Below are 26645 nucleotides of genomic sequence, written 5' to 3' on the forward strand. Positions count from 1 at the left end.
TGCTGCGGCTTTCGCGCCAAAGGCCCGCCAGACGGGACGCTGCTCGCATAGGCAAGGTGCCGGGTGGTCGGTATACTCGGGCGCAATTAATGCTTTTACAAAGGATTTCGCCATGAAGCGCCTGATCTCTTCGCTTGCTGCGCTTGTCGCGGTCGCTTGTCTTGTCACAGCTTGTGGCCAGAAAGGCCCGCTGTATCTGCCGGATGACACCAAAACCCCGGACGAACAAGCCAAATCGCAATCGCACAAGCACCTTTAAGGGACTCCAATGGACGCCTTCAACTACCGCGACGGTGAGCTGTTCGCGGAAGGGGTAGCATTGTCTGCCATTGCCGAGCGCTTCGGCACGCCGACCTATGTCTACTCGCGCGCTCATATCGAAGCGCAATACCGTGCCTACGCCGATGCGCTGAGCGGCATGCCGCACATGGTCTGCTTCGCCGTGAAAGCCAACTCCAACCTGGGCGTGCTCAATGTCCTGGCGCGCCTTGGCGCCGGTTTCGACATCGTCTCGCGTGGCGAACTGGAGCGTGTGCTGGCGGCGGGCGGCAAGGCCGAAAAGATCGTGTTTTCCGGTGTCGGCAAGACCCGCGAAGACATGCGTCGCGCCCTTGAAGTTGGCGTGCACTGCTTCAACGTCGAATCCACCGACGAGCTCGAGCGCCTGCAGGAAGTGGCTGCCGAACTCAACGTTCGGGCGCCGATATCGCTGCGGGTCAATCCGGATGTGGATGCAGGCACTCACCCCTACATCTCCACGGGCCTCAAGGAAAACAAGTTCGGCATCGCCATTGCAGCCGCCGAAGACGTGTACATTCGCGCCTCGCAACTGCCGAACCTGGAAGTGATCGGGGTCGACTGCCATATCGGCTCGCAGCTGACCACGCTCGAACCGTTCATCGATGCGCTGGATCGCCTGCTGGATCTGGTCGATCGTCTGGGCGATTGCGGCATTCATCTGCATCACATCGATCTGGGTGGCGGCCTTGGCGTGCGTTATCGCGATGAAGAGCCTCCGCTGGCGGCGGATTACATCAAGGCCGTGCGTGAGCGTCTGGCCGGTCGCGACCTGGGGCTGTTGTTCGAGCCGGGACGCTTCATCGTTGCCAACGCGGGCGCGCTGCTGACCCGTGTCGAATACCTCAAGCACACCGAGCACAAGGACTTTGCCATCGTCGATGCGGCGATGAACGACCTGATCCGGCCTGCCCTGTATCAGGCCTGGATGGATGTCACGGCGGTGCGTCCGCGTGACAGCGAACCTCGTGCGTACGATATCGTCGGGCCGATCTGCGAGACCGGCGATTTCCTCGCCAAGGGTCGCGAGCTGGCACTGGCCGAGGGCGATCTGCTAGCCGTTCATTCAGCCGGCGCCTATGGCTTCGTCATGAGCTCGAACTACAACACCCGTGGCCGTGCCGCCGAGGTACTGGTCGACGGTTCCCAGGCTTTTGAAGTGCGTCGTCGCGAAACCGTGGCCGAGCTGTTCGCTGGCGAAAGCCTGCTGCCGGAGTAATCCCCATGCTGCTGCGTTTTACCAAGATGCACGGGCTGGGTAACGACTTCATGGTCCTGGACCTTGTGAGTCAGCACGCGCATATCTTGCCCAAGCACGCCAAACAATGGGGCGACCGCCACACCGGTATCGGTTTCGATCAGCTTTTGCTGGTCGAGGCGCCGAACAACCCGGATGTGGACTTTCGCTATCGAATCTTCAATTCCGACGGCTCCGAAGTCGAGCAGTGCGGCAACGGTGCACGCTGCTTTGCCCGTTTCGTGCTCGACAAGCGCCTGACGGCCAAGAAGCAGATCCGCGTCGAGACCAAGAGCGGCATCATCGAACTGGATATCCGCAGCGACGGGCAGATCAGCGTCGATATGGGGCCGCCAAGGTTTGTCCCCGAAGAGATACCCTTCGAAGCAGCGGAACAGGCCATCAGTTACACCGTTGACGTCGACGGGCAGAATATCGAAATGGCGGCCGTGTCCATGGGCAATCCGCACGCGGTGCTGCGGGTCGATGACATCAATAACGCACCAGTGCATCAGCTGGGGCCGAAGATCGAGCATCACCCGCGCTTTCCGGCCCGGGTCAACGTCGGCTTTCTTCACGTTGTGGACCGTCAGCGTGCGCAGTTGCGTGTCTGGGAACGCGGTGCCGGGGAAACCCAGGCGTGCGGCACCGGTGCCTGTGCGGCGGCTGTCGCGGCCATCAGTCAGGGCTGGATGGACTCGCCGTTGCTGATCGACCTGTCCGGAGGGCGCCTGTCCATCGAATGGGCTGGGCCGGGACATTCTGTCATGATGACCGGCCCTGCAGTCAGGGTCTATGAAGGCCAAGTCCGTCTTTGAGTGAGTAAGTACCATGACCGATCAACCTCCCGCTTCAACAGGCACACCCTGCGAATCGCCTGTCGATAGCGCAGCGCCAGACCTTGAAGCAGAGGCGGTCATCGCCTTCCTGCTCGAGCACCCGGACTTCTTCGCCGAGCACGACGAGCTGCTGGTGTCGATGCGCATCCCGCACCAGCGTGGCGACACCGTTTCGCTGGTCGAGCGTCAGCTCAAGCTGCTGCGCGAGCGCAATATCGAAATGCGCCATCGCCTGTCGCAATTGATGGACGTCGCACGGGACAACGACCGTCTGTTCGAAAAGACCCGCCGCCTGAACCTCGCATTGATGGATGCGACCAGTCTGGAAGAGTTGGTCATCGCCGTCGAAGACAGCCTGCGTCAGGACTTCCAGGTGCCCTTTGTCAGCCTCATCCTGTTCAGCGACAGCCCGATGCCCGTGGGTCGCTGGGTCAGTAGCGCCGAAGCACAGAAAGCCATCGGCGGCCTGATTGGCGAGAAAATCATCTGTGGCGCTCTGCGTGAGCATGAACTGGCGTTTCTGTTCGGTGCAGAACAGGGCAAGGAAGTCGGTTCGACCGCCATCGCCAGCCTCAATCATCTGGGACTGCATGGCGTGCTGGCCATCGGCAGCCGTGATCCGCAGCATTACAAAAGCTCGGTCGGCACCTTGTTCCTCAGTTATATCGCCGATGTGCTGAGTCGCCTGCTGCCGCGCTTCGCCCACTCATTACGCTCGGTTCGCTAGCCATGGATCAGCATCTGGACGCCTACTGCATGCACCTGCGCAGTGAGCGCCAGGTGTCGCCTCACACGCTCGAAGCCTACCGACGCGACTTGGGCAAGGTTCTGGCGTATTGCCAAAAGGCACAGTTGTCGAGCTGGAGTGATCTGGATATCCAGCACCTGCGCAGCTTCACTGCCCGCCAGCACCAGCAGGGCCAGTCTTCACGCAGCCTGGCGCGGATGCTGTCGGCGGTGCGCGGCTTCTACAAGTACCTCAATCGTGAAGGCATCTGCCAGCACGACCCGGCAAACGGCCTGTCACCGCCCAAGGGCGAGCGGCGTCTGCCCAAGACCCTGGACACCGACCGCACCGCGCAATTGCTGGACGGCGGCGTTGAAGATGATTTCCTGGCGCACCGCGACCAAGCCATCCTGGAGCTGCTGTACTCGTCAGGGTTGCGCCTGTCCGAGCTGACCGGCCTGAACCTCGACCAACTGGACCTGCGCGACGGACTGGTGCAGGTGCTGGGTAAGGGCAGCAAGACCCGCGTACTGCCGGTGGGTAGCAAGGCGCGTCAGGCACTGGAAGTCTGGCTGCCGCTGCGCGCCCTGACCCATCCGCAGGACGACGCGGTATTCGTCAGCCAGCAAGGCAAGCGCCTCGGCCCGCGTGCGATTCAGGTGCGACTCAAGGCAGCCGGTGAGCGAGAGCTGGGGCAGAATCTGCACCCGCACATGCTGCGGCACTCCTTCGCCAGCCATCTGCTCGAATCGTCACAGGACTTGCGCGCCGTGCAGGAGCTGCTGGGTCATGCGGACATCAAGACCACGCAGATATACACACACCTGGACTTCCAGCATTTGGCTACTGTTTATGACAGCGCCCATCCTCGAGCCAAACGTAAAGGAGCTGCAGATGATTAAGCTGGTGACGTTTGATCTTGACGACACGCTCTGGGACACCGCCCCTGCCATTGCCGGAGCCGAAGTCACACTGCGTGACTGGCTGGGCGAAAACGCGCCCAGGCTGGGTGCGGTTCCTGTCGAGCACCTGTGGGAAATCCGCTCGCGTCTGGTGGCCGAAGACCCGTCCTTCAAGCACCGCATCAGCGCCTTGCGCCGCCGCGTACTGTTTCATGCACTCGAAGATGCCGGTTACGACCCGGAAGAGGCGCAGGACCTGGCCGACCGGGGCTTTGAAGTGTTTCTGCAGGGCCGTCATCAGGTGCAGATTTTCCCTGAGGTGCAACCGATGCTGGAGATTCTCGCCAAGACCTTCACGCTGGGCGTGATTACCAATGGCAATGCCGATGTGCGTCGTCTGGGGCTGGCGGACTACTTTGCCTTCGCGCTGTGCGCCGAGGACCTGGGCATCGGCAAGCCTGACCCGGCACCGTTCGTGGAGGCGCTGCGCCGCGCAGGGGTCGATGCCGGTTCGGCGGTGCATGTCGGTGACCACCCCAGGGACGACATTGCAGGTGCCCAGCAGGCTGGCATGCGCGCCATCTGGTACAACCCGCAAGGCAAGGCCTGGGATGCGGATCGACTTCCGGATGCCGAGATCCATAACCTGTCGCAACTGCCCGAGGTGCTGGCGCGCTGGGCCTGAAAGCACACTGACAAGCGCGCATAGAAAAGCCCGCAGCGACGGCGGGCTTTCCTCATACAGTCACGCAGCCTCAGATAGGGCGGCTACCGTATTTGTTGTCAGGCTTCTTGGGCGGATCGGCGACCACGTTGGCCTCCACTTCCTGCACCTTGCCACCACGCGCCAGGAATTCTTCCATGGCACGTGCCAGAGCATCACGCTCCTTGTTCTTGGCTTCCACGCTAGGCAGCTCATCGACCGAGACTGCAGCCTTGGCTTTGCCTTTTGCGGCAGGTGCCGGAACGTCATCGTCTGCTTCGACCGGGTCGTCTCCGGAAGCAGCTGCAAGCTCCTCACCGTCCTCTTCGCCTTCCAGGTCGTCTTCCAGATCGTCCTTAATATCGTCGTCGTCGCTCATGTTCTACCTCATGACTTGCGAAAGCTGATTAGTTATAGCCCAACCGCCCAAAATTGCTAAGGCAACCGGAAAAATTCAACAACCGCTGATTTCAGCGGTTATGTCCACTCACCCTGAAGGGTGGCAAGGACGTTACGAGACCCACCAGCGTCTCGGTGTTCGCCCAGGTAAATACCTTGCCAGGTGCCCAGCGCCAGTCGCCCTGCCGTAACCGGCAATAACAACTGGCAGCCCAGCAGACTGGCCTTGAAATGCGCTGGCAAGTCATCAGGGCCTTCGTCGTCATGTTCGTAGCCGTCCACGCCCTGGGGCACCAGACGGTTGAAAAAACGCTCAAAGTCGCGACGTACCGCCGGATCGGCATTTTCGTTGACGGTCAACGAAGCCGAGGTATGTTGCAGCCATACATGCAGAAGCCCGACACGACAACCGCGCAACGGGGGCAACCCCGCGACTATCTCGTCAGTCACCAGATGGAACCCGCGGGGCCTGGCCCGCAAGGCAATCCTGGATTGATGCCACATACCGTTCTCCGCACCTTCGGCGCGCATTCTAACTCGACTGAGAAAAAAGCAAAGCGCGCAATAAACCGGCTTCCCTGCAAGTTGACGAAGACTGCCGCAACCTCGTTACCTGCGCTGCGTCACGGTGCCGAAATCATTGACACGGGCAAGATCAATGACAGCAAAAAGCGGCGGTATATCCACAAACGTCAGACAAAAAAATGCCCGGAGACCGGGCATTCTTTTTTGCGTAGGCCAAAGCTTACAAGTTGTAGCCACGCTCGTTGTGTTGAGCGAGGTCCAGACCGACAGACTCTTCCTCGTCGGTGACGCGCAGACCCATGACCGCATCCAGCACCTTGAGGATGATGAAGGTCACGATTGCGGTGTAGACAACGGTGAACGCGACGCCCTTGAACTGAATCCAGACCTGAGCACCGATGTCAGTCACGGTGCCGAAGCCGCCCAGTGCAGGTGCTGCGAACACACCGGTCAGGATCGCGCCGACGATACCGCCGATGCCGTGAACGCCGAACGCATCCAGGGAGTCATCGTAGCCCAGCTTGCGCTTGAGGCTGGTCGCGCAGAAGAAGCAGATCACGCCCGCTGCCAGACCGATGATCAGCGCGCCCATCGGGCCGACGGTACCGGCCGCAGGGGTAACGGCAACCAGGCCGGCAACCACACCAGAGGCAATACCCAGAGCACTTGGCTTACCATGAGTCAGCCACTCGGCGAACATCCAGCCCAGTGCGGCGGCCGCGGTAGCGATTTGAGTGACCAGCATGGCCATACCGGCAGTGCCGTTGGCCGCAGCTGCGGAACCGGCGTTGAAGCCGAACCAGCCGACCCAGAGCATCGCGGCGCCGATCAGGGTGTAACCCAGGTTGTGCGGCGCCATCGGCGTGGTCGGGAAACCTTTGCGCTTGCCCAGTACAAGACACGCTACCAGACCGGCTACACCGGCGTTGATGTGTACGACGGTACCGCCAGCGAAGTCCAGAACGCCCCAGTCCCACAGCAAGCCACCGACGCCGCCCCAGACCATGTGGGCGATTGGCGCGTAGACCAGAGTGAACCAGATGCCCATGAACACCAGCATCGCGGAAAACTTCATGCGTTCTGCGAAAGCGCCGACAATCAGGGCAGGGGTGATGATCGCGAAGGTCATCTGGAAGGTGACGAACACCGCCTCAGGGAACAACGCAGCAGGACCGGTAATGCTTGCCGGCGTGATGCCTGCCAGGAACGCTTTACCCATACCGCCAAAGAAGGAATTGAAGTTGACGACGCCCGCTTCCATACCGGTTGTGTCAAACGCAATGCTGTAGCCGTAGACGACCCACAGGATGCTGATCAGACCGGTGATTGCGAAGCACTGCATCATCACCGACAGAATGTTCTTGGAGCGAACCATGCCGCCGTAGAACAGCGCGAGACCGGGGATGGTCATGAACAGGACCAGAGCGGTCGAGGTCAGCATCCATGCGGTGTCGCCAGAGTTCAGCACCGGCTCGGCCACTGGATCAGCCGCCAGGGCAAGACCAGGTAATGCGAGGGACAACAGGGCACCGAGCCCTGCGAATTGACGCAGAGTCATATTGTTTTCTCCTGGGGCGTTGGGTTTGGCGGCTTAAATAGCGTCTGTATCGGTCTCGCCGGTACGGATGCGAATGGCCTGTTCCAGATTGACCACGAAAATCTTGCCGTCACCGATCTTGCCAGTGTTGGCGGCCTTGGTTATGGCTTCGATGACACGATCCAGATCCTTGTCATCGATGGCGACATCGATCTTCACTTTGGGAAGGAAGTCGACGACGTATTCAGCACCGCGATAAAGCTCAGTGTGACCCTTCTGACGCCCGAAGCCTTTGACTTCAGTGACGGTGATGCCCTGCACGCCGATTTCAGATAACGACTCGCGAACGTCATCCAGTTTGAACGGCTTGATGATGGCAGTGACTAGCTTCATGAAAACTTTCTCCCGAATTTGGTGGACTTGCCCCAGGAAAACAAACCCGACTCAAGTCTAAGCGCAGTGTCTGGCTTTGTAACGTGCTGGCCGCCTGATCAGGCCAGACCAACTCCAGAAAACCGCTTCTGACGAAACACTTCCCCGCTCCGCCTGCCGCACTGCATTCGTCACAGCGACTGCATCAGTGCATGGGTCATAAGCCACTAAGCAGAAAGCTTGCCACCTCGCGAATATTCATTGAATACAGGCCCTTGGGCTGGTTTTGCATAACCTTGCAGGGTCCATCATGGCGCTAATGCACAGCAATGGTGCTCATGTGCCCGTCACTGCGCTCCATAAGCGTGCATTGCGCACCCAGGATTGACTATAGACACTGCGTGTTACACTGCCGGCCTCTGATTCAGGAAAATAACCATGCTCGCGCCCAAAGCCTTTCTTGACGCTCTCAGCGGCCACGCCTCTCGCCTGTTTAATGGCGAAACGCCTGTACCGCGCAGCGAATTCGAAACCCAGTTCAAGGCCCTGCTGCAAAGCGGCTTCAGCAAACTGGATCTGGTCAGCCGTGAAGAGTTCGACAGCCAGATGGCCGTCCTCGCCCGCACCCGCGCCCGCCTCGAAGCGCTGGAGGCCAAGATGGCCGAGCTGGAAGAGAAGACTGGCGGGGCCGCAGGGACTGAAAAAGCCGAATAAGGGCTTTCCTTGTTTTGCTTTCAGTGCGCTGCAGCGCTGAACGTTGTCATGCACAACGGGGCAGGCACCTGACCTGCTCGCGAAGCGAGAGGCTCAAACGTGTACTGGCCTTCGCGTCGCAGCCATGAATCGCCCCGGATTTCAGTGATACAGTTGCGCGCCGAAATACGCTAACGTCTCGGCGCGCCAGTCATGCACTGGCCACTCCTCCCGGCTATTCGAACGTTCTATGGATGGAAGCATGACTGACAAACGTCCCCTTACTCGCAGCTCCCTGGCCGCAACCCTGTGGTTGTGTATCGGCACGTCTGTTTTCGCTCAGGAGACGGCATTGCATTCCGGCAAGTACGAGCAGTTGATGCTGGCCGTGACGCCCGAGCATCAGGTCGAGGGTTATTACTCGGAGACGCGCGGCGAGGCATTCAGCTGTGCGTTCTATCTGCAAGGCAAGGTCGAGGCCGGGAAGGGCGCAGCGGTGTCGTCCTGGCTGGATGACGTCTACCCAGGAACACTAAAGGCCTCGGCTGATGGCGTGGTGCTGACGATCGAGCAAGGCCGGCAGCACCCCGGCTGCATGAACGTGATGGCGCCGGACATCGCCACCGGCATGGATCTGACCCGGACCGCCAGCAAGCAGTGGGTCGGTCTGCTGACTGTCACCGCGGACAAGGCCTGGCTGCAAAAAACACCGAATGCCAAAGCCACCCGAGGCGCCTATATCGTCAAGGATGATGTCGTCGGGGTTCTGGCATTCAAGGATGGCGCGGCTCAGGTCGAGTTCATCAATGCCGATGATCGCTCGTTTACCGGGTGGATCAGTCAGGACCAATATGCGCGGTTGGCCGCGCCCGGACGCTGATATCAGACGGGGAGGTCAGCCAATCTGCCGCACTCGGCTGAGATCTGTCGAGGGTGGGCAGCCAAACTGGCGGCTGTACTCCCTGCTGAACTGCGAAGGGCTTTCATAGCCGACGCGATAGCAGGCGCTGGAGGCGTCCAGGCCTTCATTGATGATCAGCCGTCGAGCTTCTTGCAGGCGCAGCTTTTTCTGATACTGCAACGGACTCATGGCGGTCAGCGCCTTGAATCGGTGGTGCAGCGTCGAATTGCCGAGGTTGGCCAGACGCGCCAGTTCGTCGATGCGCAGCGGCTCGGTGTAATGACTGTTCAGCCAGTCGACCGCCCGCGTAACGCGATGCGTCTGCGAATCCCCAACCGCGATTTCGTAGAGTCGCCGCCCATTGTTGCCGCGCAGCAGCCGATAGTAGAGCTCCCGAAGTGCAAGGGGCGCGAGCATGCCGATGTCGCGAGGCGTGTCGAGCAGGCGCACCAGCCTCAACACCGTCTCCAGCAATGGCTGATCCATTGGCTCAAGAAACAGGCCCCGCTGCGGCTCGTCCGGAACGCCGTTCAATGGCGCTTCCGCAATGAGCTGGGCAATGTGCGCAGGCTCGAAATCCAGACGAATACATAGATAGGGCGCCTCGCCACTCGCTTCAAGCACGCGCCCGGCGACCGGCACAGTCACCGCGACGACCAGATAGCTGAGCGGGTCGTACACATATTGCTCATCGCCCAGCGCAACCTCCTTGCGACCTTGAACGATCACGCAAAGGGCTGGCCGATGCAGCGCATGAATCAGCTCGGACGGCGCATCGCAGCGGATAACGTGCAGCGGCGCAATAGCGGTTTCATAAACACCGGGTGCCGCAAAGCGCTGCGTCAGCAACTGGATGATTTCAGCCCGGCAAACATCGGTGCCCGGAGCGCTCGCAGCATTGTGTGTATCCATGAATAACCCCGTCCCAAGTCAGTGTTGCTGCACGCCTTTCCTTTGCATCGAACGCCATCATAGCGGCCATTGTGCAGCGATTCAGCGTAAGGCAGACCCACAGACAGGAATAGGCAAGTGTCGCGCAGGTATCGGCATGCGCACAGTGATGAGCGACTCGTAGCATGGCCATCGCAATCAGTTTGAGCCGCGTGCTGAAACTGAGCCACCGATGACTTCACGAGGAAAGCCAGTCATGTCGAATATTCAAGGCAAGGTTGTACTGATCACAGGCGCCAGCAGCGGCATTGGCGAAGCTGCCGCCCGACTCATCGCCGCCAAGGGCGCATACGTGGTGCTGGGCGCTCGGCGCATCGAGCGTCTGGAGATGCTGGCGGCAGACATCGAAGCGCAGGGCGGCTCGGCACGCTTCCGCGCGCTGGACGTGACCGATGCGCTCGACATGCAAGCCTTTGCCGACTTCGCCAAACACGCGTTCGGCAAGATCGACGTGATTATCAACAACGCCGGCGTCATGCCCCTGTCGCCGCTCGCCGCGGTGAACATCGCAGAGTGGAACCAGATGCTCGACGTCAACGTGCGCGGCGTACTGCACGGCATCGCCGCCGTGCTGCCGAGCATGCAAGCGCAAGGGCACGGCCAGATCATCAACATCTCCTCCATCGGCGGCCTAGCCGTTTCCCCGACCGCCGCAGTGTACTGCGCCACCAAATTCGCTGTTCGCGCCATCTCCGATGGCCTTCGGCAGGAAACCGACAAGATCCGCGTCACCGTCGTCTGCCCCGGCGTGGTCGAATCAGAGCTGGCCGACTCGATTTCCGACGAGACCGCGCGCGAGGCGATGAACGCGTTTCGAAAGGTTGCGTTGGAGCCGGATGCGATCGCACGCGCGCTTGTTTACGCGATCGAGCAGCCGGATGGGGTGGATGTGAGCGAGATTGTGGTGCGGCCTACGGGGAGTGCTTATTGAGACTGGTAATGAGGACTACCACTTCCAGGCCCTTTCGGTGAACTCGGCCGTTGGGGGGAGCGCGCCACGGAGGAACGCGAGGTATTTGTTGAACAGGACCTCGTGCTGGAAGCGGGCCTCGAAGCCAAGTGTGACGTCGGTGCGGTGGGTGATGATCATGAGGCGCTTTCGGTCGACGGTGACGAAGTTGTACTCGGCCCATGGCAGGCTTTGTTCGCGGTGGATGGGGTTTTCCCAGTTGAGTAGCTTGATGGCTGCGATAAAGGCCATGGCCACCGGGCCGATCAGGAACAGCAGTGATCCGGTGAGTATGGCTACGAATACGAACAGCATGATCACGGCGATGGCGATGCCTTTGAAAAAGGAAGAGGCGAAATCGGGGTAGTGGAGGTAGTACTCTACGAGGGCATGGTGGGTGGTGATGGTGTAGTTGTAGATGGTTTTTTGGCGGATGAGCAGTGTGACGAAGTACAAATAATTTCCGATAAAAAGCAGGGTTAATATGAATAACCAATGCGGCTCCTGAGTGAACGCCTCCCACCACACCCAAACGTTGAATATGAACATGGCTATATGTCCTAGGCCTAAAAGAAGCTGCATTCGCATAACTTCTTTTTTGTGAGGTGCGATAGTTTTTATTGTCCAGTTAAGGATGTCTACTTCTGCATAAAAAGCGTTGGTTATAATAGGAGCTATCAATCTAGAGTTGTTCTCATTAGGTAAGGTCTCTTGCTGGGGAACGGCTTCTTTTCTAAGCATGCTATTACTCTGCGATTTCCAGTGTCATGAAGCCGAGTCGGTTTAAACTTTTAACTTCAAGATCGGCTGCTGACGAGCCTTCGAAAGATGTATGTCCTTGAGTGTCCAGTTCTATTTGGAACAGATAGCCCGTATCCTCTACGCCGGTACATATTAAATTCTCGGGATACCAAATTTGCAGCTCCAAGTAACGTGCATCCTGTTCTAGCGGCACCCAAGTCTCCCAAATAACATCTTCACCCTCAGGTGGCATCAATGGAAATGTGCAGTCTTTATGAACATGTTCTATACGTTTTTCGGTCAGCACTCCGAACTGGCTGGTGGCCCTGAACTGTCCTCTATCCAAGAAGTCCTGATATATCGGTTGGTCTATTTTATTCACTGGCATTATGCCCCAAGGACGCTTGCTGCTGATAACGTTGAAGTTTACTGAGCGTCCGCGCAATATATTTGGTAAGCGAAGCTGTATGCCTGCACCGTTTTGAATCGTCGCGCTAAAATAGTCACCTTTACCCAAATATCGATCTTCATAATGCGTGGTGCTTTTAACATAAAGTTGTGGGCCTAGCTGTATCTCAAGCAAGTTACGAATCTCGTCGTAATGACCCTGAGGGGTTTCTGGGTGGCGATATTGAAGCGTTCTGGACCAGCAGCATTTTCGTAGCCACCAGCCGACAAGATCTTGCTTGAAATAATTTAACGCCATCGTTGCTAAAAGATAGATTGTACCTGTAACGAGTAGAGCGAAACTGAACCAAGGACTCATGACTAATATAGTTAGCTTGCTTGCAGGAGAAATGCCCACTAGCAATTGAGCCAGCGAGCCCAACCCCATCGCAGAGGCAGCAAAGCCTTTTATGATAGTCGCGTTTTTTTCTGCCGAAGTTTCCAGTTTGTTCCAGTCATCGCGAATATCTATTACCTCTAACATTACCGCCGCTACCCCAAACGCTCCCATCGCCACCATTGAAACCCTGAACCCACGTATCGCATCACTCCACGCCGCATTTCCCTTCGCCCTCCAATAACTCGCAGAGCGATCCAGAATCCCGACATTCTTGCCATCGATCAGCACCGGCGTCGCATCCCTGATAACCGCCCACGGTGCTTCAACAAACACCGCCATCAGCAAGTTAAAGCTATACCCCAACCCATACGTCACCTTGCCGACGTCCTTGGCACTGAAGTCTCCATCCCGAGTAAGGTCGCGATAAGTGAAGGCGGTGTTGATGAAGTTGAGCATGATCACGCCCCAGGTGATCGAGCCGGCAATCCCACCCAGGCCATCGATCCAGCGCCTGGCGGTGCTCAGCCAGTCTTTGGCGATGGCTTTGCCGGACTGGAAGTGCTGGCGAATCTCGCCCTGCAGTTGCTTCGCATATTCGTTGTTCTGATAGTCGAGCAGGGCGGGCATGCTCAGTTCGTGCAGACGAAGCTTTTGCTCAAGCGCGCGCAGGTGGCGGGCGATGCTTTTGCGGGGTTTGTAAGCGGTTGGGTAGAGCCAGCTGCGGCGGGTGTCGCTGATCTGTTTGTTAAGCACCTGCCACTCACTGATCCAGTTTTTCAGTTTCGCGAGCATGGTGTGATCGATCGCAATACGCGCCTTCGAGTCGAGCAGGATCTGGCCGATCAGCAGCGTGCGTATCAGTGCAACGATGTTTTGCTGCTTGCCCACCGCCAGACGGCTGTCGATGGGCACCCAGGCCAGCAGGATACTTTCGAACGTTCCCTTGCCAGCACCGCTGGCCAGTTGGCCGAGGGCTTTGAAGGTGTCCTGAACGGGTTGTTTCAGCGCCTTCATCCACGGCTTGTCGGCAAAGCCCTGATGATTGAGCGTGCCGTTGAGTTCGCCGATGCGGGTAGCCAGGTTGGTGACGTCGCCAAGGCCGTTCAGCAGCGCGTTGGCCTCCTGGTGCAGCGCGTGTTTGAGCGCCGGTGAGAAGCCGTAGCGCAAGGTGCCAAACGGGCTGCTGTCGTTGGCTTCCTGCTCGGCGAGCCAGGCGCTGGCGGCGTTGTCCTGAGCGTAAATGATCTGCAGGTTGAGCATGAGCGTTTGCAGATAAAGCAGGCTTTCAGGGTGTGTGGGGTCGACAAACAGCTTGAGCGGTTCCGTGCCCAGATGGGTCGACCATTGCCGAAAGTCGCTTTGCGTGTCACGCACCTGTTGCAGCAGTGTGTCGCCGGTTGGCAGGTGCTGCTGAAGGTACTGACGCGCACCGCTCAGATCGACCTCGCGCCGCCATTTGTGGCGATCTTTCCAGGCTTGCAGGGCGTCGTCGGAGGGCGCGCTGCCGTAACGCGTTTCAATCGATCTACGCATCTCCGGGCTCTTGAACATGTCCGGCATCAGCAGAAAATCGCCGGGCACGTTACTGCTGCTGATCTGCGCTTCCTCAAGGATGCACTGCTCGAAGTAAGCTTCGAGCTCGCCCAGATACTGGTGAGTGAGCGCGGCATTATCGCGCACCGATGCTGGCAGTTTCTCCGGTTCGCTTTCAGCGCCACATAGCGTGGTGACGGTCTGGGCTATCTGGAGCTTGTGTTCGTGCTCGGCCTGCCAGTTGCGGTAAGCGGCCTGATCGGCAGCCAGTTGCATGCCCAGATCGTTGAAAATGGCCAGCGGATCATCAAGGGCGATGAGCAGGGAGCTGTCCTGATCTTCAACGCTGCCCTGCCAGAAAACGTCAGCGCCGATTGGCGAAAACAGCGGCTGGGTTTCTTCGCTGGAGGCCTTGGATGTAGGAATCGCCGAGTCTGCAAAGCGGTCATCTTCAACCACATGCTCTTTGTCGATGTCCGCCACCGCCTCGGCGATACGGTTCAACGGCAGGGTATGCGGCTCGGCCATGGTCATGCAGTAGCGTTTCAGATCCAGCGCTTTCATCCATGACGTGCGGCTTGCCGGATTGGAGCGCAGGTGTTCGCAGATTCGCCAGGTCCACTGCTGCGCTGAAAAGGCGATGCGCAGCAGGTTGTTTCGCGGATAGAGCAGAAAAGGCTTGGCATCGCTGCCGCCACTGCGCTGGTTGCTGCCGATCTGCGCATCGGTCCAGACAATACGGCTCAGGTTGCCGGTGGCGGCTGACACCGCGTACTCGTGCAACGTCTCTGCCGTTTCGTCATAGACATACACATAGCCGTCATACAGTTGGCGAAGGGTATAACTGCGTGTTTTCAGCTTCGGCATCACCGCCCAGCGGCTGCCCTTGAGTAGCGGTTTCAGCTTCTCGGGCGCGGTATCGTAGCGGGAGCGGTCCAGCGCATAGCGCACTGGCACGATGGCGACTTCAGGTTTTCGGAAGGGGCACAGACTGGTGGCCGTGGCGGGAGTTTTGGCGAACGTTGCAGCACGTCGTTGTGTATGGGTGCCGGATTTGTCGGTCATGCATGGAATCTCTGCGCAGAAACGGGCGATATCGCCCGCTGTATGCAGAAGTGCATTCCAAGATATGTGCCGACTGTCTATTTGCCTATAAAAAACAAATAGATAGAGATTTAAAGCAAAGACATCGAGCAAAAAAAGCATGAAATAGTGCGCAAACGTCTGCGCACATGCGCTGACTCGTTAATGTGTGCCGCATCGCTTTGAATATAGGGCTTTGCTGGTTAAGCCCCGGCCATCGGATGCGCAAAAATTTGCGCATCTATGTTTTGCATGCAGCCTTTAGCCGACTAAGTGTCGTGCCTGTCGAACCCCACTCACACCCTGTTACTGTTGAAGCGCATCTGGCCAACTGTCTGCCGGCCCTGACGCGGGTGGGGTTGCCGGAGGGGGTGATCAAGGAGCGCAAGGAACGGGTGCGCAGTGCCATTCTCAATTCCGGGCTGGATTTTCCGGCGCGGCGGATCACGCTCAACCTTGCCCCGGCTGATTTGCCGCAAGGATGGCGGGCGGTTCGATCTGGCGATTGCGCTAGGGTTGCTGGCCGCCAGCGATTAAAGCATTTCGAAAGGTTGCGTTGGAGCCGGACGCCATTGCACGGGCGCTTGTTTACGCGATCGAGCAGCCGGATGGGGTGGATGTGAGCGAGATTGTGGTGCGGCCTACGGGGTGTGCTTATTGAGCTGCAGGCTTGACTAAGGTGAGCAGGGCACCGTTGAGGGCGGTGTCGTGATGAGCTGTTCAAGTTTGATCTCGACCAACCTGGCATTGTCTCGTTCGATCGTCTTGGTTTCGATCGGCTCTTTTGCGAACCCTCGTTGATGGTAGAAATCGATGGCAGGGGCATTGCTCTCCAGCACCCAGACGACAACTCTGGTGTGGCCAGCGGATTGAAAGAGAGGCATCACATGGTCGAACAGCTCTCGCCCAATGCCTTGGCGTGTGTGCGTTGGGCTGATATAGATGGCCTGTACTTCCGCGACGCCGCGGTCTTCGGGATGTTCCCTGTCAGCCCCGGTTGCCATCCAGCCCAAGACCCGATCTAACCTGTCGACTTTGACGTACAGGTCCGATTCGCCCGAAGCGATCTCCTTGGTCCAATGGGACAGCCTCGCCTCAAGCGTTATCCGATTGATATAGGCAGAGGGAATGATGCCCTCATAGGCACTTCTCCATGACTCCAGATGAATCGTCGCTATTTGCAGCGAGTCCTCGGGAAGGGCAAGGCGGATGCTCATATCAATGCTCCTGCTTGGTTTGTTTCAGCATTTAAAGCAATGTTTATGGCATTTCTACGCAACCCAAATATATATACGTCGTTCTCGCCTCACTCACACCCTGTATCCATTCCCCACTCACCCCCATCCCGTAAATAAAGCACGATACCCGCCCATCGCTTATATCAAGGAATGATCCATGTCGCTGGCTATCGTCCATAGTCGTGCCCAGGTCGGGGTGGAAGCCCCGGCGGTTACTGTTGAAGCGCATCTGGCCAACGGCCTGCCGGCCCTGACGCTGGTGGGGTTGCCGGAGGGGGCGGTCAAGGAGAGCAAGGACCGGGTGCGCAGTGCCATTCTCAATTCCGGGCTGGATTTTCCGGCGCGGCGGATCACGCTCAACCTGGCCCCGGCTGATTTGCCCAAGGATGGCGGGCGGTTCGATCTGGCGATTGCGCTGGGTTTGCTGGCCGCCAGCGGGCAGGTGCCGCTGGTGGCGTTGCAGGACGTTGAATGCTTGGGCGAGTTGGCGTTGTCGGGGGCGATTCGGCCGATTCAGGGTGTGCTGCCCGCTGCACTCGCGGCGCGTGCGGCGGAGCGGACGCTGATCATCCCGGCGGTGAACGCCGAGGAAGCGTGCCTGGCGTCGGGGCTGCGGGTGATTGCGGTGAGCCACTTGCTGGAGCTGGTCGCGCATTTCAACGGGCGCACGGTGATTGCGCCGTATCAGTCCAGTGGTCTGCTGCATCAGCCCAAGCCGTATCCCGACCTTAGCGAAGTGCAGGGCCAGACCGCCGCGAAGCGTGCCTTGGTGATTGCCGCTGCGGGGGCGCATAACCTGCTGTTCAGCGGGCCGCCCGGCACTGGCAAGACGCTGCTCGCCAGTCGCCTGCCGGGTTTGTTGCCTCCGCTGGACGAGCATGAAGCGCTGGAGGTAGCGGCGATTCAGTCGGTCGCCAGCCAGGTGCCGCTGACCAGTTGGCCGCAGCGGCCGTTTCGGCAGCCGCATCACTCGGCGTCCGGGCCGGCGTTGGTGGGCGGTGGCAGTCGTCCGCAACCTGGCGAGATCACGTTGGCGCATCACGGTGTTCTATTCCTTGATGAGCTGCCGGAGTTTGATCGCCGCGTGCTGGAGGTTTTGCGCGAGCCGCTGGAGTCCGGGCATATCGTGATTTCCCGGGCGCGGGATCGCGTGCGCTTTCCGGCGCGTTTCCAGTTGGTGGCGGCGATGAATCCGTGTCCCTGTGGCTATCTCGGTGAGCCGACCGGGCGCTGCCGCTGTTCCACCGAGCAGGTGCAGCGCTATCGCAACAAGTTGTCCGGCCCGCTGCTGGACCGGATCGACCTGCACCTGACCGTCGCTCGCGAAGCCACCGCCCTCAACCCTGACCCCACCACCAGTGAAAACACTGCCAGTGCCGCAGCCGTGGTCGCTGAGGCGAGAGACCGTCAGCAACGCCGTCAGGGCTGTGCCAATGCGTTTCTCGATCTGCCAGGGCTGCGCGAGTATTGCGCACTGTCCAGTGTCGACGAAAGCTGGCTGGAGACGGCGTGTGAGCGTCTGACCCTGTCGTTGCGCTCGGCGCATCGATTGCTGAAGGTGGCGCGGACGTTGGCGGATCTGGAGCAGGTGGACGCGATCAACCGCAGCCATCTGGCCGAGGCCTTGCAGTATCGGCCTTCAACCAATTGATGGCCGCAAACGCAAAAACTCGCCGTCAACGATCAAGTCGACGGCGAGTTTTGGGACAGCTAAAGACGCTTACATGCTGCTATAGAACGGGAAGATGCCCATCAGCAGCGCGGCAACCAGGATGCACATGCACACCAGAATCGCCCATTTCAGGGTGAAGCGCTGGTGGTCGCCGAACTCGATACCGGCCAGTGCCACCAGCAGGTAGGTCGAAGGCACCAACGGGCTGAGCAGGTGGACCGGCTGACCGACGATCGAAGCGCGGGCCATTTCCACCGGGCTGATGCCGTAGTGGGCAGCGGCTTCGGACAGCACTGGCAGTACGCCGTAGTAGAACGCGTCGTTGGACATGAAGAAGGTGAACGGCATGCTCACCAGCGCGGTGATCACGGCGAGGTACGGGCCCAGCGCATCCGGGATCACGGCCAGCAGGCTTTTCGACATCGCGTCGACCATGCCTGTGCCGGACAGGATGCCGGTGAAGATACCCGCGGCGAAGATCAGGCCGACCACCGCCAGTACGCTACCGGCGTGGGCCGATACGCGGTCCTTCTGGTCCTGCAGGTTCGGGTAGTTGATGATCATCGCGATACTGAACGCGATCATGAACAGAACCGGCAGCGGCAGGAGGCCCATGATCAGGGCGACCATCAGTGTCAGGGTCAGGGCAGCGTTGAACCAGATCAGCTTTGGACGGCGCGCGTCGGGGAATTGCGAGACGCTGATTTCGCTGTGGTCGACTTCATCACCCTGCAGGTGCAGTTCACCCAGACGGGCACGTTCGCGTTTGCCGTAGAAGTAGGCAATCGCCAGGATCGCGATCACACCTGCCAGCATGGCCGGGATCATCGGTACGAAGATGTCGGAGGCATCGACGTGCAGGGCACTGGCCGCACGAGCGGTCGGGCCGCCCCAGGGCGTCATGTTCATCACGCCGCCGGCCAGAATGATCAGGCCGGCCATGATGCGCGGGCTCATGCCGATGCGGCTGTACAGCGGCAGCATGGCGGCAACGCAGATCATATAGGTGGTCGCGCCGTCACCGTCGAGGGACACCACCAGCGCCAGTACGGCGGTGCCGACCGAAATGCGCATCGGGTCGCCCTTGACCATTTTCAGGATCTTGCGCACGGCCGGGTCGAACAGGCCGGAGTCGATCATCAGCGCAAAGTACAGAATGGCGAACATCAGCATCACGCCGGTCGGCGCCAGCTTGGTGATACCTGCCAGCATCATCGGGCCGATCTGCGACGCGAAGCCACCGAACAGGGCGAAGATGATCGGCACCAGGATCAAGGCGATCAGCGCAGTCAGGCGCTTGCTCATGATCAGGTACATGAACGCAATAACCATGGCAAAGCCAAGGAAAGTCAGCATGGGAATACTCCAGACGTAATACGGCTACAGAACGTGAAATGAACGAGTCAGCTCAGCAGATCGGTACGTGGAGTGGGGGCGCAAGGAGAGTGTGGAGCGAGAAGTCAGGAAGCATCGGAATCACCATTATTGTTGTTAATTGGGCCTGAAACACCTCGGAGTCCGTTCCTGGCTAACCGGTCTTTTTGCCGGAAGTGGGCTGATGCTAATTGGCCAAGCTTTCACCGACCTTTCATTCGGCAGTTGCGGGAATTTTATTGTCCGAAGGGATATGGGCATGAACGGGGGAGAAGCACGGATGAGCGAGATACACTCGGGTGGCTGCCATTGCGGCGGGCTGTGGTAGCAACGGGTTTCCCTGGCTACGCCTTGATGAGCACCTGCCGGAGTGTGAGAGCGAGCCTTTTTGAGGTTCGGGGGAGTAGTGCCTGAGCCAGAGCCGTCGGCACTATTCGCATACTAAATCCGCAGATTACTTGCTGAACTGCGACGCCAGTTCACGCAGCAGCACTTCGGCCTCGAGCACTTTTTTCACTGATTCGTTGGCTTTGTCGCGCGTCAGTCCCAGGCGGTCGAACAGTTCGTCCGGGATGTCCTGCTCGGGACCGGAGCCGATACCGTTGGCTCGCAGCAGGCGCACTGCCAGATAGACCAGGTTGGCATAGACGTGATGCTCACCCTTGTAGTGCGGGTCGTGCTGGAAACGCAATGCGATGGACAGCTCATCCGGCATGTCCCAATAGCGCATCAGCCACGCACCGATCTGCTCGCGGCTGATACCCAGCAGATGCTGCTCGATAAAGCTGTGGTGCAAATGCGGGTTAACTTCCAGTTGCCGGCAAATCAGGGTGAAGTGCGGTGGAAACACGTGCGCCAGCAGCAGGTAACCGAAGTTATGCAGCAAGCCGGCGAGGTAGCTCAGACCACCCTCCGGCCGGCTGGCGCGCGGAATGGCGCGGGTCAGGCCTTCGATGACGGCAGCGGTATAGATGGATTGCTGCCAGTACGGCGTGGTCTGTTGTGGCTGATCCTTGGGCAGGCTCAGGGTTTTGCCCAGTGCGAGGCCCAGTGCCAGATTGATCACCAGATCGAAGCCCAGTACGCGGACGATTGCGTCTTCGACCGAACGAATCTTGCCGGTCGACGCGTAATACGGCGAAGCGGCCCAGCTGACGACCTGAGCGGCCAGCGCAGGATCGGTTTCGACGACGCCGGTGATGTCATCGATGGTCGCATCGGGGTCGACCCGCAGTTTGATGATTTTTTGCGCAGTGCCAGCCAGCGGCGGAATCTCCAGGGTCGCCTCCAGACGCTGCTGGATGCGGCGCGCTGTGAAGGCATGCATGGCCTGGGTGATTTCTGCAGGATCGTCGTCAGGACGATCGAGGTTCGGCCGGATCGTCGCCACCGGTTGACCAAAGTGCGCAGCGCTGGCCTTGCTCAGCATGCCCTTGAAGTCGTCGCTGCTGATTTCCAGCAGGACCCCAGGCTCGCCCGAACCCACCAACAGGGTTGGCTCCTGAAGCAAGCGCTCGTCGTAAAGGCAGGGTGAGCTGGTCAGCGCCGGGAGACCTGGCAGTACGCGCAGGTTGTGCTTAGTGAGCATGCGCGCCAGCCGCTCGTGCGGTACGGCGGTCAGTTTGCGGCCGGTCAGCTCGGTGATGCGGGAGAGGTCGAGCAACTGGCTTTGCGGGAACAGGATAAGCAATGCACCGACAGCGTCCTCGACCAGCACAGCCTGCACCTTGCGCGCTGGAGGGAGGTTTTTTTCGTCCACGACTTCGTTGTAGCTGATAGCCAATTTTTCAAGCAACTGCCGGATTACCGACGGCGCATGGTGCGGATCATTGACGTGGGCGACTTCTGTCATGAGCTATGTCCAAATTCCTACATTTTCTGAAGTATAACCACGTTATTCGATTTGGGTCGCACGCGGTTTGCAAAGCATAGTCTGCATCACACCTGGCCATACTGCTGGCCATGACGCAGCCACCTGTCGAGCAGCGGGCTGACGTGTTGCGGCCAGCGCTCCAACAGCGCCTGAGCCGCGTCGCGTACGGCCGGTAGCAGGTCTGCGTCGCGCATCAGGTCGGCGACCTTGAACTGCAGAAGGCCCGTTTGTCGGGTACCTAGCATTTCGCCAGGGCCGCGCAGTTCGAGGTCTTTTTCGGCGATGACGAAACCGTCGTTGGTTTCGCGCATGATGCCCAGCCGCTGCCGTCCGATTTGTGAAAGCGGCGGATGGTAGAGCAGCACACAATGACTCACCGCGCTGCCGCGCCCGACGCGGCCGCGCAACTGGTGCAATTGCGCCAGGCCGAGGCGCTCGGGGTTCTCGATGATCATCAGGCTGGAGTTCGGCACGTCGACACCGACTTCGATGACCGTCGTTGCCACCAGCAATTGCAGCGCACCTTGCTTGAACTCGGCCATGATCGCGGCTTTTTCTGCGGGTTTCATACGCCCGTGAATCAGCCCGACGCGCACGTCACCCAACGCGCTGCTCAATTCTTCGTAGGTGGTTTCAGCGGCCTTGCAGGTCAGCTCTTCGGATTCTTCGATCAGCGTGCACACCCAATAGGCCTGGCGACCTTCTGCGCAGGCGGCGCGCACACGCTCCACGACTTCAAGGCGGCGACTGTCGGCAACCAGCACGGTATTGACCGGCGTCCGGCCCGGCGGCAGTTCGTCGAGGATCGAAGTATCCAGATCGGCGTAGGCACTCATGGCCAGCGTGCGCGGGATCGGTGTGGCGGTCATGATCAATTGATGCGGGCACATCAGGCCACCAACGCCCTTTTTGCGCAGCGCCAGGCGTTGCTGCACGCCGAACCGGTGCTGCTCGTCGATGATCACCAGCGCCAGGTTCTTGAACTGCACTTCGTCCTGAAACAGCGCATGGGTGCCGACCACCATGGGTGTGCCGCCGGCGATCTGCTCCAGAGACGCGACGCGCGCCTTGCCTTTGAGCTTGCCCGCCAGCCATGCCACACCCACGCCCAAGGGCTCAAGCCAGCGCTGGAAGTTGATGTAGTGCTGCTCGGCGAGAATCTCGGTGGGCGCCATCAGCGCCACTTGATAACCCGCTTCCAGTGCCTGCAAGGCAGCCAGTGCGGCCACCACGGTCTTGCCCGACCCCACATCGCCCTGAATCAGCCGCAGCATCGGCTCAGGCTGACTCAGGTCATAGGCGACTTCCTTGCCGACACGCTGCTGCGCGCCGGTGGGGGCAAAGCCGAGGTTGGCGAGAAACTGTTTCGGCAGTTTTTTCGCAACGGGCAATGCCGGTGCGCGCTGTGACCGCAGGCTTTCACGCAGGCGTTGCTGGGAAAGCTGGTGAGTCAGCAGTTCTTCGAAAGCCAGTCGGTGCTGCGCCCAGTGATGCCCGAGGGCCAGCTCCTCCACGTCGGCATCGGCCGGCGGGTGATGCAGGTAACGGATCGCATCATCCAGCGGGGCCAACTGATAATCTCGGGCCAGCTCTTCAGGCAGCCAGTCCGGCAGACTTTTGGGGCCGAGCATGGCCAGGCTTTGCTGGCACAGCTGGCGCAGACGCTGTTGGGTCAGGCCTTCGGTCGTCGGGTAGATCGGCGTGAGGGTCTGTTCGACGGGCGCGGGCTCATCACCGGTAATCGCCCGATATTCCGGGTGATAGATTTCCAGTCCTGAAGCTCCGGGACGCGCTTCGCCGAAGCAACGCAGGTGCGTGCCACGCTTCATGCTTTCTTTCTGGGCGTTGCTGAAATGGTAGAAGCGCAGACTGACGACGCCGGTGCCATCGCCCAGCCGGACCAGCAGGCTGCGGCGCTTGCCCATCACCACATCGGCACCGCTGACCACGCCTTCGATGACGGCATCCTGACCAGGACGCAACGCACCGATCGGTACGATGCGCGTGCGGTCCTGATAACGCAGCGGCAGATGGAACAGCACGTCCTGCAGGGTTTCCAGGCCGACCTTGGCCAGCTTTTCTGCCATCGCTTCGCCGACACCCTTGAGCGCCGTGACCGAGACCCTGGAAAGCTCGCTCATTTCTGTTATGCCTAGCTAGCGACTGTTTTCGGACGTGCCACCGAGCACAGACGTGCAGAGTCAGCGAGGATTTCGATGGCTTTGGGTCTCGGGAAGCTTGCACGCCAGGCGATGGCGACCGTGCGGAAAGGCACGGGCGGCGTCAGCGGGCGGACTTCGATCACGCCGGGCGCGTAGTGGTGGCTGTCGACTGCCGACAGCGGCAGGATCGAAATGCCCAACCCGGAGGCGACCATGTGCCGAATGGTTTCCAGCGAGCTGGACTCTACTGTCGTGTGCTTGGCGCCTTCGTTGCCTTTGCCCAGCGTCGGGCAGGCTTCCAGGACCTGATCACGGAAGCAGTGACCTTCGCCCAGCAATAACAGGCTCTTGTCGTTGAGCGCCGAGGCATCAATGGTCTCTTTCTGAGTCCAGGGATGGTCGGCCGGCATCAGGACAGAGAACGGTTCGTCGTAAAGCGGCAGGGTCAGCACGTCGGCTTCGTTGAACGGCAAGGCAATGATGACGGCATCCAGCTCACCGTTACGCAGCTTGTCGCGCAGCACATGCGTGAAGTTTTCTTCGATGTACAACGGCATCTGCGGGGCGACCCGGTGCAGTTGCGGGATCAGGTGAGGAAACAGGTAAGGACCGACGGTGTAGATCGCGCCGACTTTCAGCGGGGCGGTCAGTTGGTTCTTGCCGGCCTGGGCCAGTTCGCGAATACCCTGGGCCTGCTCAAGCACTTTCTGCGCCTGTGCAACGATGCCTTCACCGACCGGTGTCAGGCGCACAGCGCTCTTGCTGCGCTCGAAAATGAGCACGCCGAGTTCGTCTTCGAGTTTTTTGACACCCACCGACAGCGTTGGCTGGCTGACATGGCAGCGTTCCGCCGCATGGCCAAAGTGCTGCTCCTGGGCGAGCGTAACGATGTAGCGCAATTCTGTAAGAGTCATAACGTGCGTCCATGAAGTTGCGACCCCAGCATAGCGGGTGCAATCGATAGACGCACGTTATCAGAAGTACTTATGAGTAACAAAAGTACAATTCAGCGTTTATCCAGCGAATAAACGAACGGTGCGAGGATTTCAATGGTGCCGTTATTGAGGATTTCCTTAGGCGGCTTGGGCAATGGCTGAGCGCGACGGATCATTTCCATGGTCGCTCGATCCAGCGCCGAGCTGCCTGAACTGTTGGCAATCGAGTAGGACAGCACGTTGCCGTCAGCGTCCACCACGAAGCGCAAACGAGCAACACCCTGCATGCCACGACGGCGTGCATCCTCAGGGTACTTCTTGTACTTGCTCAGATGACCGAGCAAATCACCCTGCCAGTTCGGCAATGCGTTGCTGGGTGGCGAAGGTGCAGGAGCAGGCTTGGGAGCCACCGGCTTTGCCGGTTGCGCTGTGGTCGGCGGTGTATCGACCGGCTTTTCGTCGGCAGGCTTTTCCTTGGGCGGCTCAGGCTTCTTCTGCGGCTTTGGCGGCTGTGGTTTGGGCTTGGGCTTCTCGACCTTCTTGGGCACCACGATTTCCGGCTTCGGCGCCTGTACGACTTCCGGCACCGGTGTCGGCTCCTCCGGGGCTGGCGGCGGTGGCGGCTGAACGACCTTGGGCGGTGGTGGCGGAGCGGGTTCGGGCACTGGCGCGAGTTCGACCATCATGGCGGCCGGTGGCAATTCGACAGGCTGCGGGGCAGGCCAGCGAACGGCAACAATGATTGCGATGGCGTGCACGGCCAGCACCAACAACAGACTACCGCTATAGCGCGTCAGTTTTTGGCGCGTACTGATCATTTCTTACCAGCCGTCTCAAGACCCACCAGACCGACCTTCAGGTAACCCGCACCCCGAAGCGTGTTCATGACCTCCATCAGATCACCGTAATCCACGCCCTTGTCGGCCTGGAAGAAGATCGTGGTGTCTTTCTTGCCCTTGGTGCGGGCGTCCAGCACCTGGCCGATCTGCTCGCGGGCAACCTTCTCTTCGCCCAGGTACAGGCTCTTGTCGGTTTTCACGCTGAGAAAAATCGGCTTCTCGGGTCTGGGCTGCGGTGTGGCGGTAGACGCTGGCAGATCGACTTTGATGTCTACGGTCGCCAGCGGCGCAGCCACCATGAAGATGATCAGCAGCACCAGCATGACGTCGATGAACGGCGTCACGTTGATTTCATGGTTCTCGGCGAGATCGTCGCCGCCTTCGTTAAGATGCAGGCCCACGTGTTAGCCCACCTTGACCATGTGCGGTTGTTGTTGATTGCGCTCGGACGGCTCTGGCAGATGATCCAGATCGCGGCTGACCAGCAGCAGGACGTGTGCCGAGGCATCCGACACCTGAGCCTTGTAACCGGCGATGGAGCGGGCGAAGACGTTGTAGATCACCACCGCAGGGATCGCCGCGACCAGGCCCAGCGCCGTGGCCAGAAGGGCTTCGGCGATGCCGGGGGCGACCACGGCGAGGTTGGTGGTCTGGGTCTTGGCGATGCCGATGAAGCTGTTCATGATGCCCCATACCGTACCGAACAGACCCACGAACGGCGCAGTCGAACCGATGGTCGCCAGCACGCCGGTGCCCATGCTCATGTTGCGGCCACAGGCGGCGACCAGACGCTCGAGGCGGAAGCTGACACGCTCCTTGATCCCTTCGCGCTCGCGGCTGTTGGCCGACAAGCGCATCTCTTCGAGGGCGTCGTGCACCAACAAGTGGGCGAGGGTGCCTTCCGTGCTGGCGGTGGCGCTCGCTTCAGACAGGGAGCGGGCTTTTTTCAGGTTGGCAATTTCGCCGCGCAACCGGCGCTTGGCGCCCAGCAGCTCGAAACCCTTGGAGATCCAGATGGTCCACGTAATGATCGAGGCGATGGCCAGACCGATCATGACCGCTTTGACCACCACGTCGGCGTTCTGATACATGCCCCACGGCGACAGGTCATGCGCCATGCCCAGGCTGTTGTCTTCGGCGGCGGGTTCCATGGCCTGCACCGGGGCTGCTGCGTCAGGTGCGGCAGGTGCCGTTGCCGCAGGTGCGGTGGAGGTCGCAGGGGCCGCGGTCGGAGCCGATTGATCCGCGAGTGCCATGGGGACGAACATCAGGCTCAAGACAAGGGCTGCGATACTGCGCCATGCACGAGGCAGGCGAGGCATCTGGGTAGGCGAAGCGATTGATTGAATGCGTTTCATGCTGGCCGGACCTGAGAG

At 59.8% G+C, this 26645-nt stretch carries 25 protein-coding genes and 2 pseudogenes; 12 read left to right on the forward strand and 15 right to left on the reverse strand.

What is annotated here, in order from left to right; translation table 11 throughout:
• The first annotated feature begins 112 nt into the window (after positions 1–112).
• The 6 genes from lptM to V476_RS11575 are packed head-to-tail and all read left to right on the forward strand — an operon-like array spanning position 113 to position 4687.
• Positions 113–259: an LPS translocon maturation chaperone LptM gene (lptM, locus tag V476_RS11550; RefSeq protein ID WP_002555817.1), complete on the forward strand. Its 147-nt coding sequence runs from the start codon at positions 113–115 to the stop codon at positions 257–259.
• 9 nt (positions 260–268) lie between these two features.
• Positions 269–1516 (forward strand): diaminopimelate decarboxylase, encoded by a 1248-nt coding sequence (gene lysA / locus V476_RS11555; RefSeq protein ID WP_003425829.1) that lies wholly within the window; start codon positions 269–271, stop codon positions 1514–1516.
• Positions 1517–1521: 5 nt separating this feature from the next.
• A complete protein-coding gene (gene dapF, locus V476_RS11560; RefSeq protein WP_024959750.1) occupies positions 1522–2352 on the forward strand; it encodes a diaminopimelate epimerase in 831 nt (276 codons plus the stop codon).
• 13 nt (positions 2353–2365) lie between these two features.
• Positions 2366–3100, forward strand: coding sequence for a DUF484 family protein (locus V476_RS11565; protein ID WP_004403712.1), 735 nt, complete (start codon positions 2366–2368; stop codon positions 3098–3100).
• A gap of 2 nt (positions 3101–3102) precedes the next feature.
• Positions 3103–4002 (forward strand): tyrosine recombinase XerC, encoded by a 900-nt coding sequence (xerC, locus tag V476_RS11570; RefSeq protein ID WP_003318087.1) that lies wholly within the window; start codon positions 3103–3105, stop codon positions 4000–4002.
• Positions 3995–4687 (forward strand): HAD family hydrolase, encoded by a 693-nt coding sequence (locus V476_RS11575; RefSeq protein ID WP_024959751.1) that lies wholly within the window; start codon positions 3995–3997, stop codon positions 4685–4687. The genes xerC and V476_RS11575 overlap by 8 nt, the downstream gene beginning before the upstream one ends.
• A 70-nt stretch (positions 4688–4757) precedes the next feature.
• Here the strand turns inward: V476_RS11575 and sutA are convergent, their stop codons facing one another.
• From sutA to glnK, 4 genes are all read right to left on the reverse strand, one after another.
• Positions 4758–5084, reverse strand: a complete 327-nt coding sequence (gene sutA / locus V476_RS11580) for a transcriptional regulator SutA (RefSeq protein WP_003425837.1) — start codon at positions 5082–5084, stop codon at positions 4758–4760.
• A 98-nt stretch (positions 5085–5182) separates the two neighbouring features.
• Positions 5183–5608: a secondary thiamine-phosphate synthase enzyme YjbQ gene (locus tag V476_RS11585; protein ID WP_003318084.1), complete on the reverse strand. Its 426-nt coding sequence runs from the start codon at positions 5606–5608 to the stop codon at positions 5183–5185.
• A gap of 241 nt (positions 5609–5849) precedes the next feature.
• Positions 5850–7187: an ammonium transporter gene (locus V476_RS11590; protein WP_003344468.1), complete on the reverse strand. Its 1338-nt coding sequence runs from the start codon at positions 7185–7187 to the stop codon at positions 5850–5852.
• A gap of 33 nt (positions 7188–7220) precedes the next feature.
• Complete coding sequence (gene glnK, locus V476_RS11595) at positions 7221–7559, reverse strand: P-II family nitrogen regulator (RefSeq protein WP_002555808.1); 339 nt, start codon at positions 7557–7559, stop codon at positions 7221–7223.
• A 417-nt stretch (positions 7560–7976) separates the two neighbouring features.
• Between glnK and V476_RS11600 the strand changes: the two genes are divergently transcribed.
• Complete coding sequence (locus V476_RS11600; RefSeq protein WP_024959752.1) at positions 7977–8252, forward strand: accessory factor UbiK family protein; 276 nt, start codon at positions 7977–7979, stop codon at positions 8250–8252.
• A gap of 241 nt (positions 8253–8493) precedes the next feature.
• A complete protein-coding gene (locus V476_RS11605) occupies positions 8494–9111 on the forward strand; it encodes a hypothetical protein (protein WP_024959753.1) in 618 nt (205 codons plus the stop codon).
• Between the two features lie 15 nt (positions 9112–9126).
• Here the strand turns inward: V476_RS11605 and V476_RS11610 are convergent, their stop codons facing one another.
• Positions 9127–10044 carry an AraC family transcriptional regulator gene (locus tag V476_RS11610; protein ID WP_024959754.1) on the reverse strand — a complete coding sequence of 306 codons (918 nt, stop codon included), beginning with the start codon at positions 10042–10044 and terminating at the stop codon, positions 9127–9129.
• A 235-nt stretch (positions 10045–10279) separates the two neighbouring features.
• Here V476_RS11610 and V476_RS11615 point away from each other — a divergent pair, with 235 nt between their 5' ends.
• Positions 10280–11014, forward strand: coding sequence for an SDR family oxidoreductase (locus tag V476_RS11615; RefSeq protein ID WP_024959755.1), 735 nt, complete (start codon positions 10280–10282; stop codon positions 11012–11014).
• A 15-nt stretch (positions 11015–11029) separates the two neighbouring features.
• Here the strand turns inward: V476_RS11615 and V476_RS11620 are convergent, their stop codons facing one another.
• Both V476_RS11620 and V476_RS11625 read right to left on the reverse strand, forming a co-directional pair.
• Positions 11030–11773 (reverse strand): hypothetical protein, encoded by a 744-nt coding sequence (locus V476_RS11620; RefSeq protein ID WP_024959756.1) that lies wholly within the window; start codon positions 11771–11773, stop codon positions 11030–11032.
• 4 nt (positions 11774–11777) lie between these two features.
• Complete coding sequence (locus V476_RS11625) at positions 11778–15158, reverse strand: toxin VasX (protein WP_024959757.1); 3381 nt, start codon at positions 15156–15158, stop codon at positions 11778–11780.
• A gap of 296 nt (positions 15159–15454) precedes the next feature.
• Between V476_RS11625 and V476_RS27075 the strand changes: the two are divergent.
• Together V476_RS27075 and V476_RS28880 are read left to right on the forward strand one after the other, a co-directional pair.
• Positions 15455–15707 (forward strand): annotated as a pseudogene (locus V476_RS27075) (magnesium chelatase domain-containing protein); the annotation flags it as partial.
• Position 15708: 1 nt separating this feature from the next.
• Positions 15709–15837, forward strand: a pseudogene (locus tag V476_RS28880) (oxidoreductase); the annotation flags it as partial.
• A 13-nt stretch (positions 15838–15850) separates the two neighbouring features.
• On the opposite strand, the gene V476_RS11630 reads toward V476_RS28880, so the two are convergent.
• The gene (locus V476_RS11630) at positions 15851–16393 is read right to left on the reverse strand and encodes a GNAT family N-acetyltransferase (RefSeq protein ID WP_024959758.1); all 543 of its coding nucleotides are present in this window, start codon (positions 16391–16393) and stop codon (positions 15851–15853) included.
• A 178-nt stretch (positions 16394–16571) separates the two neighbouring features.
• On the opposite strand from V476_RS11630, the gene V476_RS11635 reads away from it, so the two are divergent.
• Positions 16572–18065 carry a YifB family Mg chelatase-like AAA ATPase gene (locus V476_RS11635; protein ID WP_003413980.1) on the forward strand — a complete coding sequence of 498 codons (1494 nt, stop codon included), beginning with the start codon at positions 16572–16574 and terminating at the stop codon, positions 18063–18065.
• A 69-nt stretch (positions 18066–18134) separates the two neighbouring features.
• Here V476_RS11635 and V476_RS11640 read toward each other — a convergent pair whose 3' ends face one another.
• The 7 genes from V476_RS11640 to exbB form a co-directional block, all read right to left on the reverse strand.
• Positions 18135–19442 (reverse strand): CitMHS family transporter, encoded by a 1308-nt coding sequence (locus tag V476_RS11640; protein ID WP_003313973.1) that lies wholly within the window; start codon positions 19440–19442, stop codon positions 18135–18137.
• 472 nt (positions 19443–19914) lie between these two features.
• Positions 19915–21312 carry an aminoacyl-tRNA deacylase and HDOD domain-containing protein gene (locus V476_RS11645; RefSeq protein WP_003425915.1) on the reverse strand — a complete coding sequence of 466 codons (1398 nt, stop codon included), beginning with the start codon at positions 21310–21312 and terminating at the stop codon, positions 19915–19917.
• Positions 21313–21398: 86 nt separating this feature from the next.
• Positions 21399–23474, reverse strand: coding sequence for an ATP-dependent DNA helicase RecG (gene recG, locus V476_RS11650; protein ID WP_003425918.1), 2076 nt, complete (start codon positions 23472–23474; stop codon positions 21399–21401).
• A gap of 11 nt (positions 23475–23485) precedes the next feature.
• Positions 23486–24409 (reverse strand): hydrogen peroxide-inducible genes activator, encoded by a 924-nt coding sequence (locus tag V476_RS11655; protein WP_002551493.1) that lies wholly within the window; start codon positions 24407–24409, stop codon positions 23486–23488.
• 92 nt (positions 24410–24501) lie between these two features.
• Positions 24502–25248, reverse strand: coding sequence for an energy transducer TonB (locus tag V476_RS11660; protein WP_003313979.1), 747 nt, complete (start codon positions 25246–25248; stop codon positions 24502–24504).
• Positions 25245–25670: a TonB system transport protein ExbD gene (gene exbD / locus V476_RS11665; protein WP_002551495.1), complete on the reverse strand. Its 426-nt coding sequence runs from the start codon at positions 25668–25670 to the stop codon at positions 25245–25247. Before exbD ends, V476_RS11660 begins: the two co-directional genes overlap by 4 nt.
• Positions 25671–25673: 3 nt before the next feature.
• A complete protein-coding gene (gene exbB, locus V476_RS11670; RefSeq protein WP_003392612.1) occupies positions 25674–26627 on the reverse strand; it encodes a tonB-system energizer ExbB in 954 nt (317 codons plus the stop codon).
• Positions 26628–26645: the final 18 nt, after the last annotated feature.

The organism is Pseudomonas syringae KCTC 12500, from assembly GCF_000507185.2.
Taxonomy (GTDB): domain Bacteria; phylum Pseudomonadota; class Gammaproteobacteria; order Pseudomonadales; family Pseudomonadaceae; genus Aquipseudomonas; species Aquipseudomonas syringae.